The 15,170-nt window shown below is 37.6% G+C and carries 14 protein-coding genes; 9 read left to right on the forward strand and 5 right to left on the reverse strand.

The window, feature by feature from the left end; genetic code table 11:
- The first annotated feature begins 6 nt into the window (after positions 1-6).
- The 6 genes from HUS62_RS12055 to HUS62_RS12080 all read left to right on the forward strand — a co-directional run bounded on the left by HUS62_RS12055 (position 7) and on the right by HUS62_RS12080 (position 4,745).
- Positions 7-573 (forward strand): hypothetical protein, encoded by a 567-nt coding sequence (locus tag HUS62_RS12055; protein ID WP_175079704.1) that lies wholly within the window; start codon positions 7-9, stop codon positions 571-573.
- Positions 574-795: 222 nt separating this feature from the next.
- Positions 796-1,401 carry a nucleotidyltransferase domain-containing protein gene (locus HUS62_RS22900; protein ID WP_220095023.1) on the forward strand — a complete coding sequence of 202 codons (606 nt, stop codon included), beginning with the start codon at positions 796-798 and terminating at the stop codon, positions 1,399-1,401.
- A 489-nt stretch (positions 1,402-1,890) separates the two neighbouring features.
- A complete protein-coding gene (gene lepB / locus HUS62_RS12065) occupies positions 1,891-2,391 on the forward strand; it encodes a signal peptidase I (protein ID WP_175079705.1) in 501 nt (166 codons plus the stop codon).
- The gene (locus tag HUS62_RS12070) at positions 2,378-3,556 is read left to right on the forward strand and encodes a TrbC family F-type conjugative pilus assembly protein (protein WP_175079706.1); all 1,179 of its coding nucleotides are present in this window, start codon (positions 2,378-2,380) and stop codon (positions 3,554-3,556) included. Before lepB ends, HUS62_RS12070 begins: the two co-directional genes overlap by 14 nt.
- A complete protein-coding gene (locus HUS62_RS12075) occupies positions 3,553-3,702 on the forward strand; it encodes a hypothetical protein (protein WP_175079707.1) in 150 nt (49 codons plus the stop codon). The genes HUS62_RS12070 and HUS62_RS12075 overlap by 4 nt, the downstream gene beginning before the upstream one ends.
- A complete protein-coding gene (locus HUS62_RS12080) occupies positions 3,702-4,745 on the forward strand; it encodes a TraU family protein (protein ID WP_175079708.1) in 1,044 nt (347 codons plus the stop codon). The genes HUS62_RS12075 and HUS62_RS12080 overlap by 1 nt, the downstream gene beginning before the upstream one ends.
- Before the next feature lie 767 nt (positions 4,746-5,512).
- On the opposite strand, the gene HUS62_RS23500 is transcribed toward HUS62_RS12080, so the two are convergent.
- Positions 5,513-5,671, reverse strand: a complete 159-nt coding sequence (locus HUS62_RS23500) for a GIY-YIG nuclease family protein (protein WP_404936072.1) — start codon at positions 5,669-5,671, stop codon at positions 5,513-5,515.
- A 109-nt stretch (positions 5,672-5,780) separates the two neighbouring features.
- Here HUS62_RS23500 and traN point away from each other — a divergent pair, with 109 nt between their 5' ends.
- The 3 genes from traN to HUS62_RS12095 all read left to right on the forward strand — a co-directional run bounded on the left by traN (position 5,781) and on the right by HUS62_RS12095 (position 10,663).
- Positions 5,781-8,930, forward strand: coding sequence for a conjugal transfer protein TraN (gene traN / locus HUS62_RS12085; RefSeq protein WP_175079709.1), 3,150 nt, complete (start codon positions 5,781-5,783; stop codon positions 8,928-8,930).
- A 70-nt stretch (positions 8,931-9,000) separates the two neighbouring features.
- On the forward strand, positions 9,001-9,951 hold the full coding sequence (locus HUS62_RS12090; RefSeq protein WP_175079710.1) for a hypothetical protein: 951 nt from the start codon (positions 9,001-9,003) through the stop codon (positions 9,949-9,951).
- Positions 9,952-10,381: 430 nt separating this feature from the next.
- Positions 10,382-10,663 carry a helix-turn-helix domain-containing protein gene (locus HUS62_RS12095; protein ID WP_175079711.1) on the forward strand — a complete coding sequence of 94 codons (282 nt, stop codon included), beginning with the start codon at positions 10,382-10,384 and terminating at the stop codon, positions 10,661-10,663.
- Positions 10,664-10,924: 261 nt separating this feature from the next.
- Here the strand turns inward: HUS62_RS12095 and HUS62_RS12100 are convergent, their stop codons facing one another.
- From HUS62_RS12100 to HUS62_RS12115, 4 genes are all read right to left on the reverse strand, one after another.
- A complete protein-coding gene (locus HUS62_RS12100; protein WP_175079712.1) occupies positions 10,925-11,929 on the reverse strand; it encodes a PIN domain-containing protein in 1,005 nt (334 codons plus the stop codon).
- Positions 11,930-12,053: 124 nt separating this feature from the next.
- Entirely contained in the window at positions 12,054-12,686 is a 633-nt protein-coding gene (locus tag HUS62_RS12105; protein WP_175079713.1) for a hypothetical protein, read from the reverse strand.
- Positions 12,686-13,585: a nucleotidyltransferase gene (locus HUS62_RS12110; RefSeq protein ID WP_175079714.1), complete on the reverse strand. Its 900-nt coding sequence runs from the start codon at positions 13,583-13,585 to the stop codon at positions 12,686-12,688. The genes HUS62_RS12105 and HUS62_RS12110 overlap by 1 nt, the downstream gene beginning before the upstream one ends.
- 450 nt (positions 13,586-14,035) lie before the next feature.
- The gene (locus tag HUS62_RS12115) at positions 14,036-14,959 is read right to left on the reverse strand and encodes a DUF2971 domain-containing protein (protein ID WP_175079715.1); all 924 of its coding nucleotides are present in this window, start codon (positions 14,957-14,959) and stop codon (positions 14,036-14,038) included.
- Between the last annotated feature and the right edge of the window lie 211 nt (positions 14,960-15,170).

Consider the following 15,170-nt stretch of genomic DNA (forward strand, 5'->3'; position numbering starts at 1 on the left):
TGCAAGATGAAAAGATATTTGTTTTTATTTGCTTGCGGTTTAGCTGTGTTTTACAGTGTCGACAAAGTTGTACCTTGGTATATGAATAATGTTGTGGACAGTGGTGGTGTTACCTACGCTAATGTGTACAAAGTGTTGACTGAAAATCCGAAAGAGCGCCCATTAAGACAACTGGCATACTCAATGATTGAAGATGAAAAAATCGTTGCGTCTGAATACACAGCATTTATTAGCTTGTATAACAGCGAATTTGGAAGTTTGGTGGGCGTTCCAAGAGGTAAGGTTTATGAAAAGGATTATTACCTGAACCTGATTCATGACTTTTTTAAATTGAATGGTGAGGTTACATGTACGTCAGCTAGGACTAACTCTGTAAAAATATACGTCGTTGAAGATAATCTTAGTTATGGCGAATTTAATAAGCCTTCGCACAACCAGGAGCGGTTCGAGTTTGTTAATGTAGACGGGGGCAATGATTTGATTTTAGCGGTTGACGATTGGCGCTGCGAAGATGCAGATTTGAATTTCTTTTCTGTCACGGATAAAGCTGTGCCGTTAGTTGCCAGCATATAGAAGTACATTGATCAACGTACCTATATTGGAAAAGGTAGCAAATAAAATGAATGAAAACCCATTGAATGAACTCTGTACCCAGGGAAATCTATCGGACAGAATATGCAACGCCTGCATTAGCTGGGGGGTAATTTTCGGTATTGTTGGGATGCCAATTTTACTAATTTTGGACAAGCTCGAGTACATTGGATGAAGCTGGAAAATCGATGCCAGGGAGAATAAATGTTTTATAATCATGTGAAAAAAGCTTGGAAAAATGGTGATGTTCAAATTGACATTTGGGCTAAAGAAACATATGGAGATCTTGCATTTGAGGCGAGAGGATTTTCTTGGTTAGCTTGTCTACTGCTTAGCAATCAAGAAAAAAGGAAATTAATGGAGTTAGTACAAGCGGATGTTCAAGAAAAACGCGAACAAAAAGAGAAAGCCTTAAAAGAAAGCATTCGCAAGGAGTTCCCCTCTCTTCCAGAGCAAGCAAACCCTATGTTGATCAAGTTGGCCTTAGAAGAGTGTAAGTCATATTATTCACAATATGGTTTTAAAAGACTCTACTTAATTGGATCTAGAGCAAGAGGTGACGCTAGACTAGATAGTGATCATGACTTTGTTGTGGTGGTTTCAGACACTGCACCAGATGAAGTTGTCAGGGACAACGGAAGATATGGATATTTGGGAATATGCAGAATTAGGGGTAGTGTGAGTGCTGTAAACAGTGGTGCAAAGGGACCTGATGTTTTTATCTTTAGACTTTCAGACTTCCTTGCTAATAAAGATATTCAGTCGAGGGCTCCCTATTATGCAGAGCATCATGGTTACAGAATTCACTAAGCTGGAGCTATAAATTATCGCAATTTACATAAAAAAAGATGACTATGAACAAGTTATTTTTGATCCAAAAGGTGATGATGAACTGATGATAGAACAGTTTGGTTCTTAAATTATCTTCACCGTATTTTTGCTCCGTTTAAGAACAGTGCCGATATATAGCGCTTTGAAAATTGCCATGACTTCTATCGCAAAAATATTAAAGAATTGATAGTGATAAACTCATAAAAACTGAAGCGATCACAAGAAGTGGAAACAGAATTAAACAAACATATTTAAGACAGGACGTGTTTAAGTTACAAAAAAGGTAGCCTCAACCAAAGGCTACCTTTTTTTATACTAGAGTTCTTTGGAGGAGACTTTAGTATGTTGTTAATGTACCACAAATACTCTCTTAATCGCCAAAAAATAGTTCAATACGAAAGAAAATCTCAGAATTACTCAAAAATCCCACTGTAGAATTTATTTACGTTCTCACAAAAACAGTTAGCTATGAATAGCATAAAGTTAAAAAGCACAATCATAGTCTGCCTTACACTACTAGGCTTATATGGGTTAGCGGAATTGTTTTTTGCTCGCTTCACATTTTCTTTTCCTACCTTTCAAGATCAGTGTTTGTATGCTCGCATGTTCATAGTCGACAAGCGTGATAAGGATATTAAAAGGGGTGATTTAGTTGCATTCAAATTTAACAAGGAAGATAAAAATTTTGATAAAGGGTTGAGCTTCATAAAAATTGCAGCTGGTGTTCCAGGAGATGAAATCAAATACTCGCCAAATGAAATGTTTGTAAATCGAGTCGAATCCAAAATTGCTGGAATGACGCATGCTATTAATTTCTTACAGTTAAACCCAAAAGAGTATGAGCGACAAATCACCTTGAATGAAAATGAATTCTTTATGGTTGGTGAGACTATTTATAGCTATGACAGCAGGTTTTGGGGGCCAATAAATGAAGAGGATATTTTGGGGAAAGCATATGCAATTTTTTAAGTCGATTGTTTTGCTTTGTGCGTTTTCAGTTTCGGTAAGTGCCAATCAAAAAAACGAATATGATGTTTCTAGTTTTCAAGACGCTGCGAATAAAGCTGTCGAGAAAGCCAAAGAAAATGGGTGGTTAAAAGATATAGATAAGCCAACAATTCAAGAAAAAGATATAGCTTTAGCCAAGTCAATTGCAGATCAGGCTGTTGTTATTTCCAGTGAAACAATGAAGAGAGCGCTTCCACAACAAGAAAATAAAATTGATTTATTAGAAGGTACAGATGGCGCCATTTTCGTAAGTTTCTCAATGCCCAGAAGAGCACTTATTGATGCCTTCAAAGTGGCCAAAGAGCATAACTTAACAATTTTATTTAGAGGGCTAGAAAAAGGGGCTACACACATATCATCGACGATGAAGCTTATTCAGAAATTAAGTGCCATATCAAAAGTAGAGCCAAATGTAGGAATAAACCCACTAAGATTTAAAGAGTTTAATGTAACCGGTGTACCAACTATCGTCATAAGAAATGGTAATAAGCATCTTATTGCTCCGGGCACATTGAATGCGCAATATGCAAAAGAGCAATTTGACCAAAAACAAGGCGATTTCAAGTTAGAACCATTAGGCCAATTATTCAATATTGACGAACCTGACATCATCGAGCAAATGAAAGCTGCAGCAGGCAAGATTGATTGGGCTGAGAAGCAACGTTTAGCAAAAGAAAGGTTCTGGAAGAAATATAAAACTTACCCTCTCCCAACGTCAGAAGAATCTAAGCAATGGCTAATAGATACGACTGTTCGCGTAACTCAAGATATCAAAAATGGCCGTGGAGAAATATTGGCCCGAGCTGGCGACATAACAAACCCTTTAAAACAATACCCTATGTATTTAACCATTTTTGTAATTGATCCCTATGTGAAGTCACAAGTTGATTGGGTTAAGGAAGAATTAAAATCGATATCAGGACAGTTTCAGATTCATCTAACCCATATGGATAAAGACAAAGGGTGGGATGACCTTAGTAAGTTTCGAAATGAGTTTGGGGCACCAGTTTTCATTTTGCCTAAACAAGTTATTGAGAAATTCAAAGTGGAAGCTACACCAAGCAAAATCGAAACACAAAGCAATGGCTATTTACTGGTACGTCAATTCGATTGGAGTGAAAAATGAAATTAATTTTAGTTGGGTTAGGCGTTTTGGGTGGGATCTATTTAAGTTACGAGTACCCCGCTGTAGCAAAGCAAATCTGGGATACCGCTTGGCATTACTTTCTAATCGCATTTAATTGGTTAGAGTCAAAAGTGGGTCAATTGTAATGCGCTTTACATTGATTTCACTTATTTTCTTAGTCGCTTTATTTTCAACGCAAACAAAAGCTGAAGGTAACGCATGCAATAACGCGAATGTATTTAGCAACATAATAAATGAAGTTTGTTGGTCGTGCTTCTTACCAGTGCGATTGATGGGAGTAGGTCCAAAACCAAATGGGGCTGCACCTGACCAATCGATTTGTGCTTGTAATGATGCTCTTGGAATTCCGGAGTTTGGCTATCAACTAGGGTTTTGGCAGCCTTCTAGATTAGTCGAGCATGTGAGAGTTCCATGGTGTGCACCCGCATTAGGGGGAGTTAGGCTTCAGGATGATCTATTTTCATTGTCCACAGGAGTGGATGTTAAAAGTTCCGGTGGTGCAGATTTGGCAACGTACCAATACCATTACTATTCATACCCATTATTTGCGATGTTGGAAATTTTGTATTTGCCTAAATGTGGTGGTGAATATACAGATTTTGATTTGATGTACCTTAGCGAGATTGATCCAACTTGGAACAATGATTTGCTCTCAATTTTACTATCCCCAGAAGCATTTATATTTGCAAATCCAATTGCAAAAGCGTGGTGTACTACGGATTGTGCCGCAATTACTGCAGGAGATGTTCAAGAATCTACATATGGTTGTGCAGGCTGCGACGGAAGTCTCTATCCATTTACTGGAAATGTTTATGATGGTGAGTCTGGCCCGCGTGTAACTTCTCTTTTGACACAGCGTGTACTTGCGAGTTTGCACCGAAAGGGGTTGGCTAAAAAAACAATCGGAGAGGATGCAATGTGTAAACCCGAGTTTTGGCCAATGATCCCCAAATCCCAGTATAAGCTTTCGATGCTTCACCCTGTAGCAGAAGCTGATAGAAACTCTCCAAATGCTAAGTGCTGTCACCCATTGGGTGAGTCTGAACATAAATGGTCTACAGCGGCTGGTGGTAGAACCATCCCAGGTCTTGAAGACTACTTATATTTACTGTGGCGGTTTAATGACTGTTGCGTAATTAGTTCTGGTATTAATTCACCTTCCAAATAGTGAGTAATTTAATGACAAGTGAAGATTTTAGACGTTTTTTGAATAAATATAAGCTTAGTAAACAGCAAGCAATGCACATATTTAAATTTAAGAAAACAACATACCACAAGTATACGAGCCTAAAATACGAAGAAGAAATAAGTAACAGTGTTTCAATTATTTGCGAGTGCCTTGATCACATGGGTAAAGGAAAAGCAAAGAGATACTTAGAGCTAAAGCTGTCAACACACAGAGATAAGTCAGTCAGAAAACTATTAACCTGACGTATAGTCTTGTTTGCTCTTAGAGGGGAACTATGTTTATTAAATAAGGGTTAATTTATGATGATGGATTAGCGATGGGCTCCACCTTAATGTCGAACAAGGAAGCTCACAAAGTTTCGATAAATTTTTAAGTATGGAAGTTTGACAATATCAAGCACAGCTTCTATCTTTAAAGTGTATTTCATAAATTATTAAGCCAGCAAATTCCTAATTAATTACCAATACCCAAGCATACAAACTCACTTTCATCTCTTAGTTTGTATGCTTTTTTCTTTTGTATCCTAGTTTAGCCAGAATGACGCTGGATTTCCTTATTTTCGCTTCTATACTTTGCCAGTTTGATGTTCCATAACAGAGGTACTGCTATTAGGTGAGATTATGTTCTTGTCGAGCATTTTCTATTGCTAAAGATTCCCTATATTTAGCAGTTTCTGCTGTTAGTGTCCAATGAACATCAAGTAAATTCTGCTGCTCAACTACTTGTTTAACCTCTGCTAAAGAAGTTTAGAGAAACTCTTTTCTGGGATTTACTTTTTTACATATTCTCTCAAATCTTCTATGCAGTTCTTTTTCTAGTGTAGGAGCATCCTCACTATAGATCATGGCATGTATTTCAAATGAGAATGGAACAAAGGCATCTCTGATGCCCTTTAACTCTATCAGGTGACTTTAATTGAGCAAGTTTTAATTAAAAATTTAATGAAAATTAGGATTTAGATTTAAATATAGATTTTAAAATAACTTCAAATCAATTGTCATGGCTCTATGTTGAATGAAGTGTTTTAAGAAAAAATTAACCGGATATACAATCATTGCAAGCATGGTTGGTCAAACCATTACTGTATCAGCAATTGGGGTATGGGCAGGGTTACTCGCGATTGCCACTCCATTTGAAAAGGCTATTGCTGCACAGGAACGGTTTGACCAAATTCAACAAAAATACAAAACAGATGATCCAACAAATAACCGCTCCGATGATGAGCGTTTAAATCAAACGTTATTAAAATACCCAAATCAAACAGTCATAAATCAAAATCGAGAAAATGAAATAATTCAAAAATACTACCTAACCCCACAGACATCTAGAACAGTTGATTTGTCTGCTTATGGTAATTTTGGTGACAATGCACAGCAGCGGATTGAAGATAGCGTAAATGTTGCGAGAGACATGTCAAAGTCAGCTGTTGTTCCATCGACTAATGCTAGTGGAGGTTTAATTACAAATTATAGTAATGGAGGAGTTTCGCTTACAAAAGATGATAGTGGTAATTATGTTGGCACTATTGATGAATCAAAAGTTGCTGAGCATGTTTCAAATCAAAACGAGTACACTAGCTCAGAGCTAAATCACTCTCAAACAACATTTGATGCAGACAGTCACTATGGTAATGAGACAGAGTTTTATTCTTCAGGAACAACTAAAATAAACAGTTTGAAAACAGGTACTGCCAGTGATGCAACTGTATACCAAACAATTCAATCAATTCAGAATGACAATAAACCTCCAGAAATAAACCCAAGAAGCAGTATTTTCAATTACGGATTTAATGAAGTGAATGATGCCCTTGACGGTACCGGATCATGGTTATCGTCATGCACTGATGAGTCAGTTGACATTACACGTGAATTTACATCAACACAATCAACAAATCATTTATGTATGCAACCACTTGCAAGCAATAGCTTATATTGCGAAGTTGAAAGAGCTACACCAGTTGCATATGACGTAATTGTGCAAATGGCAGGTAAGGGCAAGCAATTTTTAACAGTAGAATTTGATCTAAAGCAGCAAACTGCTAAGACAATAGCCCCAACTGATTCAATTGCAACAGAGCTGAAATTTGAAGGTCCAAGTTTTGAAGACTTCTGCACAGTTAATAATACTAATATTAATAGGGTAAGCCTTGGTGTTTGGTCTAACACCACTATAGATGGAAGTATTGATGAAAGTACCTGGATTCGAGAGTTGCAAGCGCCAACATGTGCAAATGGTTTAAAAGGTATTGTCCAAGTTGAAGATAAAACTGATGATGGTGGTGACACAAAATGGATTTTGAACGCTCAAGCAAGATACAGGTTTACTGGTGAAGTAGGGGAAAACAAACAGTATCCAGCCGGTTGCTATGATGCGATTGAAAGTGAGCTAAAGGAAAGCAATGGCTTAGCAGGGTTTAGTGACACCACCAGTGGTGATACTGAAAGCCGGTTCGAAGGTTTTTGTAAATTTGATAGCTATACAAATATCGAAGTTGGTAGCGTTGGATTACCCCCAGAAATATTAGAAACAGTCCCTCCTTTTTATAATGGTGATACAGGAAATAAAACTTGGAGAGTTAACCTTGATGGATACAATTGTGATCCTACTAAAGGTGAAGATTACTGTATTGTAACTCGAAGAGCCACTGAGGAAGAAAAAGCAGCAGGAATAGAGGATGAATTCCAATGTTATTCCTGGGATGAGATAGAATCTCAACCAAACCACTGCGCTACCTACCAAACTGATACGCAATGCCAAGAAATTGAAAGAACATGTGCTGAAGGGTGGCTTTGGGAGCGAGATGACGCCGATGATATTTGCTTCGCTTACACTATTGAGTACCAATGTGATGAAGAAATTGTTTCGACTGTAACAAGCTCCGTAACACAGAATACCTGTGCGGCTACATTGCCTTGTGTTGGAGGGAATTGTGAAACATCAAATAGTGAAGTTAATGACCAATTCGCAGATGTTCTTGCTATGGCTACAGTAATACAGCATATGGAAGATGGGATGAACTGTGAAGATCCTACAGACCCATCAACGTGCACTATTTTTGAAGGTGAAGGCAAATTTTGTTCTTGGGAGCCAAGTGGTTTAGGTAATGACTGTTGTGAGGCTCCTGATGGTGTTGATATTTATGAATATGCACAAGCTGCTTATGGCATGCTTCAAGCTGATGCATTTGTAGCTGGACTAGATGGAACCAGCAATGCTGTAGTAGGCGGCTATCAGAGTCTGAGAGAACCTATTGCTAATGCAGCTACAACTGCTGGTGAAGCTGTTTCAAGCGCTTGGTCTTCAGTGTCTACAGTATTTACTGATGCGGCAAGTACTGCGGCAGGTAATGCAGCAGGGGAGGTGGTTGATGCATCTGGGGCCGCAATGGATATTTTCTCTAAACAGGCTATGGAAAAACTACAACAAGCGGTTATGAAATATATTTATGACTCGATTCCAGAGGAGTTAGCTCAGGCATTAATGACAGAAACTGTTAAGAATGGGGCATCAACAGTGGTGCTATCAGAAGGGGCAAGTCAAGCTGTAGCGGTAATTGGTTATGTATATGCTGCATACATGGTGTATCAATATATTAAACTAGCTTTAAATTTGCTCACAGCTTGCCACGAGTATGAAATGGATATGGGAGTTAGGCTTGCTACGAAACAATGCATTCCCGTAGGAAAGAAATACTGTGCTGAAGATGCTTTGGGTGTCTGCTATCTACGTCGCCAAGATTATTGCTGTTATGACTCCATCCTATCTCGAATAATAATGGAACAAGCATCCCCAATGCTTGGCCATGACCTAGAAGAATATACAACTGAAGAAGTTGATGGCTCAAAAATAAGGAATTGCCCGGGGTTAACCCCTGAACAATTGTCTAACCTAGACTGGAATAAAATTGATTTAAGCGAATGGATTAACATAATGATCGAGTCTGGTATTGCTGATTTCGATCAAGACCTTGATAAGCTGACTGGTTCTGGTCGAATGCTTAATAATGAAGGTCGAGAAAACGCTGTTGATAGAACAACACAAAGAGCTGTTGACGCTGAACTGGCTGAGAGAGCTATTGAAGCAAGAAGTATCATAAATGCAGATGATATTGATTGTTCATATGTGCCGAGACCATTGGTATGCTATTTCCATAATGATGATTAATGACTATAAAGTTGCGCGATATAAATAATAAAGTACGATAGAGTTACTTTCGGGACAAACGAGAAAATCTATGAAAAATATAACTAAAATAGCCTTAGCTTCAGTCATGGCATTAACTTTATCAGCTTGCTCTTCTACTAAAGAGCCCGTCATATATGATAATTTTCAATCTAACGAGAATGACTCTTTTGCAAAAACAACCATGCGTTTAGCTGGCAGCAATAAGTTTATGGACAGTGCTGACGGTGATGCAGGGACTCGTAAAGTACCAGGTTCGAGTGCAATGGCTATAGGTCAGTTGTTAATGTTAGATTTTGCTGGAGCAGCCAGTACAGCTATTAATGATAGCATTATTGAAAACGAGCCATTAGCTAAGAGCGCCCAATTTATTGTTAAAGTTGAAAATGTAGACCAATCAGTACTTGCAAACCCTGAAGGTATTATTGCTAGAGCTTCGAAAAAGCTTGATGAAATTGCTGCCAAGAAAGGGCTTGAAATAGAGTCAGAAAAGACAACAAATACTCAACGAATTATAACCTATAAAAATAAATATCAATGTGAAAATTTGACTCTTGTTATAAATCGCTGCGGTCAATACCTTGGACTTGGTAGAGTTTCTTCATATGATCAAGAAAGTAAATCTGCATATGTAATCTTTGAAGCAAATGGAAATTTTGTTTCATTGTATTTTATGAGCGATTACATGGGGGATGATGTTTACTTGTATCACCCAAGAAAATTAGGGTCAGGTAATTGGGATTATAGCTGGGGCATATATGCAGGTTCTCATTTAGTTATTCACAAAGGTAAAGTACATAAATTTATTACTGGGCAAAATTTTGATGATGGTGTGGATATTAGGGAACTGCGATACGTATTTTTTGAGGAATGGGAAAAAGAAAACAAAAGTGAATACAACGAAAAGTATTACAAAAACCCTAAAGACAAAGGTAAATACTTATACGATTACCACTTAAAAGACATGAGCTTCACTGAATTACCGCTTGATACTAAGTTGTAAATTTACTTGCTTTTGAACGTAGTAGGTTTACTATTATATGGCTATCCCATGCTCCACGTTTGGCATTACGACCACTGGACTTGGGCGAAATTGCCGGCCTTTTTAGGCCGGTTTTTTCATTTCCCATCTATAGAAAATTTTAAGTTGATTAAAAATTTAGCTTGTGAAACGACTGTAGATGTACCTCTGAAACCTGCATCACTGTCCTGGTATTAATTAAAAAACCACTAGGTGAGATAGGCTTCTAAAAAACTTTTTTGAATTCCCTATTAAAAAGTGTACCGAAAAATACTCATTCTTTTTAATTCTACATTCAATTTGTAATAGCTTTAGGAATTACATATTCTTTTCACAATATATTGTGAATTTATTGCTTGGTCTGGTTTGCTGCTCTATTATTCACAATTATCTGTGAAATATGGAGCAAAAAATGGAAGTGTCAGTAAGCTCAGCAAAGCAACTAGGTAAATTAATATCTGCTGTTAGAAAAAGCCAAGGATTAGACCAAAGAACAATTGGAGAATTTTCGGGTAATAGTATCAATACGGTAGGTGACTTTGAAAAGGGGAGTGGCTCCTTATCCGTAAACAGATTATTTGGTTTAATGGATTCACTTGGCATTGAAATGAAAATAGACTTCGTACTGCCCCCAATAGATACTTCAGCCCGAAAGAAACTAATCAAACGCGTAAATGAGATGATTGAAGGTTAATAAATTGCTAGCTGCATCGATTAAAATTGATTGGAACTATTGTAAATATAATTTGTAGGCGAGATTTGATTGAGCTGAAGCATGAAAAACCAATGCACTCTAGACCTCAAATTATTTTATAAGTCGGCTATGAGTGAAAAGTTGACGTTCAGAGAAGCTCGTTTTTGGACAGTTTCGTTTTAGAACTAGTGCTCCATAGTGTATCTGTTAGATTAGGAAAAGTAGGTTGCTCCCTTGGGCGTTTGTTAAAACTACACTAGGTTAGGTGCCTAACATATCCCATTCGTCGCCAAGAACCCAACGTAAGGCTGATAATTTGCCATTTATCATACCCCATTCAAAGTCTGACCACGGACCGGTGTCCTCATACTTACTTTCGACTTTTTGTGCAGATTTAATTGCACCCTCTAGGATATGTTCATGTATGACAGCACTTCCGTACCGTTCGGTACCCTCCGGCACAACTTCAATTTCACCATGTTCGATCTGCCACATCCTATTCTGGTGTCTGTTGTACCAAACTTTATCCACCAACTCGTCCATTACATCAAGAATTTCTCGTAAGCCACGAGTTTCTTCAGTGTAATCGTACTCAAACTCGATCTCAGCCAACACATCCTCATCAATGATGTTCAAAGCTGATGCAAGATTATTGAAATAATGAACATTTTCACGATTAAAAATATCGTCGAAGTCTTCATGTGGTTTTCTATGGTCTTTGGCTGAAAAATCATTGTGATTGTGAGTGATAAAGAAGCAGCTATCAGTAGCATCAACATCAAGCGAAAACTCATAAAACTGCTCGATAATAACAGCGTCTGCAACCGAGTTTTTACTGATATGAAATGGGGCTTTTTTATCCAAGCCACGTTGAACCGCTGCAACTTTTGAACGCTCACTAATATTAATTAGCTCCGCAGACTGGATTAGTTTTTCGACTCTGTTGATTGTGCTGTAATTGGCATCTGTTAATAAAGGCAATCGTGCATTTATGTCATTTAGCACTTCGAGCGTTTGTTCTTGGTTTGCACTAGCGAACTCACTTACCACAGCTTTTACTTGTTTAAACTCTTGAGACAATCGTCTTGCAGTCTTGTTTGCAACATCTTCTTTATTTCTCTCGTATTCTTCAGCAACCAAGTCTATAACAACCAGTTTCACCACATTGGTTTCGACTAGCTCTTCCAAAGCTGAAACCAAAGCAAGATCTTGCTTTTTCGTTGAAATATCAAGAAATACGCAAGTATCAAGACATATATAATTCATATAACCTCAAATGATGAACTTTTTCAGTAGAGTTAACGCCTCAATCAGAGGCAATAAAATAGCTGGCTAAAATTAGCGACGAAGGATCAAAATCCAGCTACTTTTTTGTCCTTTGAATGACTTGTTAGTTGCCAAATCCTTGCTCAGCCTGATTATAGCTATCATACAATTTTTTAACTCTATCAGTGAGTTGCATTCCTCCCTTGGTGGATCTATCAGTCCAATAATACCCTTCAAGCTCATACACGGGTGAGCCATGAATTTCTAGTGCAAACGACCCATGGTGAATTTCACTTCGTTTCCCTTGTAACTCTATTTTGGGTTCGTTTCGATAAACTCCAACAAGCTTGAATAAATCGTCATCTTCTTGTTGTTCAATACTATGAGCGACTAAAATAGATCGAGACTCTTTAGTCATTAAACGTACGCTTAGAAAAGTCAAAGTTTGTCTAACGACGGCGTAACCGTAAATAGGAGGAGTTTCCTCTCCTGTTTCGGGGTTTATCCAACTGCTTTTCAATTCTACTTTCCACGTGCCCCTAATATCTGGCCGTTTTACATACCAGCCCTTAAAGATTTTCCATGACCACATGTACTTATTAAAAAGGGTAACAAAAATCGCAATTACGCCAACAACCGTGCCGAAAGGTTTTAGAAAGTCAGCATTTAGTACAGGCATGCCTTGAAACCAGAGAGCCAATAGCCAGACAATTATGGTGAGACCTACAAATGACGAAATATGAAGTCTAGTTAGCATTATTCATACCCCACATAATCCCATGCATCACTTATAAACTGATGAGCTCCTTGACGAGTCCAAGGCTGCGAAGAGCGGAATAGATATTTTAGTTCACTAACTTCACCCCACTCACTACATTTTTGATCATTCATAGTATTATTGAATAGTTCAGCAAGAACAGCTCTAACCATTGGCTTGAAAGATTGGTAGCCAAAACATTCATTTGATGCGTTAAACACCAAACATTCAACTAAAAAACTTGGCGTATCTTCAGCAGATTTTATTTTTTTACTTGCCATTTCATTGCAAAGGGTTTTGAGTATTCTTACGACTCGCTTGTATCTTCTAGATGTAGCGTCATTCTTTGCCACTCCATTTTGATAATGCTGTTCAGGCCAATTTCTCACTCTAGGAGGAGTGTAATCATCAGGAATCATTTCAACTCCTGATAAGTAATGAGTTATGGATGTATACCTGCGATGTTCGAAAAATGCAGCTACGTCTGACTCAACTCTATACGTATTCTCTTTGATATCGAATGATTTGCTTCCTCTTGATACAGCTTCTCTACCAAACCTAGAAACAAGAGCTTCTTCAAGCTCATTCTTGAATAATGCATAAGTATAAACGCCGTCACTAAAACTCTTATTTAATTCGGCTTTAACATTATCATCGGGGTATACAGGGAAAAATGTATCAAAACAAACAACACCAATATCAACATCGCTATCTTTTCTAACATTGACACGATTTCGATAAGAGCCTTGTGTAAAAACTTTAATATTTCGATTTCTTAACTTTTCACTATCATGAATTGCTTGTCTAATTTGGCGCTCCGCATTCTCCGCTCGCTCCTGTTCTGTTTTGCTTGGCCCTTGCGACCAAGTTGTAAAAACAGATTCCCAATCCCTGTTCATAAATACTCCATACTACGATGATTTGGCAACTAACAGTGCCTTTTCTGCAGGCGATGTATTTATAATATTTTCATAAAATACAGACGCCATAGAAGTAACATATTGTTCTATATGTGTATTACATCCTTCCACTCACAAATTGCAGAAAATGCCTGTATAATCACAATTGCTCAACTAGCCTCATAATCTGTTATTAGTATATGTAGGTCAAGAGTTGACATGAGAAAGTGGTCAGGAATCCTGAGCTAAACAATTTTGGGGCAAAGGTGAGTTATATTGATAAATCGTCGATGGACAAAAACACGTTAGAGTATTTAATCAGTAACGCCTAAATCAAGTGCGCAGTAGGCGTAACTTGGATTTTCTTGTTAACCGCATTTTCGATATTACTATGAATAAATGTTACCAGTCAGAGATTTGAATGATAACTTATACTGATCTTTATCAATCTCACCAATTAATACATTTCTTAGCTCTCCAGTTAGAAGGCTTGAATAATTTTCCATAATGGATAATGGATAATGGTTCATGACTGTCATTTTTTAACTGTGAAATGAAATCAATACAATTTGCTTGGCACCCTAGAAATATTCGGCCAATTTGATTGCCTCCGCCCCCTGTGATACCACTATTTAAACGGATGAAAAACATAGTTTCATTGCTATTAGATTGCAGCCATAACTGAGCAAGTAATTCGAACTTCTTTATAGAAATAATAGTGATTGATGCTGATTCTAATTCATAGAATTTACAATTTGAACTATTTGGGTTGATGCAAGTAATCGATGACGAGAAATTACCAAGGATTTTCTTGGCTTTATTGTACCCCGCCTCATTAAATAAGATCCTGTTGATCCAGCTCATAGGTGTAATGAACCTATACTCCTTTTCAAGCTGCCACTCTTTTGCTTTTGTGAAATAATAATGATGTTTTATCTTCTCTAAATTTTCTTCTGAGTCTATTTGGTGAAACCTTCGATTTTTACCATAAATAACTTTGTCAAATATGAAATCTTGATATCTAAAGGGAGGTGTATCTGGACCAGTACTATTTACGAAAATCGACTGAGGCTTGTCGTCATCTATATAAACTTCTACCACAGCACCTTTATGGCTATCTGCATAATGTGACCACATCAAGATATTATCTTTGGATGTAGTAAGTGAAATTATGCCATGAAGTTTTGAAAATTCTTTTAGCTTATCCCCTAGGTCTTTAGAGTGACTTTTACGGTTCAGTACTTCAATATCGCTCGAACTATACCCGAATTCAAAAGGGTCATTCTGGCAATTACTCAGTGTTACCCTTAAACAAGGATCATTTAGAAACTTTATAAGTGTTGAATACGGCATGTACTTGTAAAAAGTTCTCATTAATCCTTGTTTCCTTTGGAAATATGTTGAGGCTTACACTGAGCGTCTAACATTTTAGTATTTATGCGGCACGGCACGCAGTTTGTGTTGCATAATCGCTTGTTGGACTGAGTCGCTACCTGAACGGTGTGTCAGAGTTGGTGTTATTTATGCTATGGGGTTTGCTTTTTGTGGCCTAAGCTTTAGTAAGCCAATTTCTTTGGCATATCTG

This window comes from Pseudoalteromonas sp. 0303, from assembly GCF_013349995.1.
In the GTDB taxonomy this organism is placed as follows: domain Bacteria; phylum Pseudomonadota; class Gammaproteobacteria; order Enterobacterales; family Alteromonadaceae; genus Pseudoalteromonas.